Below are 288 nucleotides of genomic sequence, written 5' to 3'. Positions count from 1 at the left end.
CATCACGAGAGCGCCGCCGTGTGGCCTTCTCATGGTGGGAGCCATCATGGCCGTGGCGATGCTGTCGCCGTTTCTTCTCGGAAGCGGCCTTCTCAAGGTCGATGATCTGGCCCTGAGCGTCCTCGGGTATGTCGAGATCGGTGTAGAGGTGGGGGGAGGTGGAATAAGTTTCGACCGGCTCGGACAGCTCGATGTTGAGGGCCTTGTTGATGAGCTTCCAGCGGGTGACGTCAGCCCAATCTACGAGGGTGACGGCGACGCCCTTGGCACCCGCGCGGCCGGTGCGAC

At 63.2% G+C, this 288-nt stretch carries 1 pseudogene; it reads right to left on the bottom strand.

What is annotated here, in order from left to right:
* Positions 1-288 (bottom strand): annotated as a pseudogene (locus ACSNOK_RS33820) (DEAD/DEAH box helicase); the annotation flags it as partial.

This window comes from Streptomyces sp. URMC 126 (genome assembly GCF_051386555.1).
GTDB lineage: Bacteria > Actinomycetota > Actinomycetes > Streptomycetales > Streptomycetaceae > Streptomyces.
The sequence above is the reverse complement of the archived record's forward strand: the minus strand, read 5'-3'. Positions and strand labels throughout refer to the sequence as shown.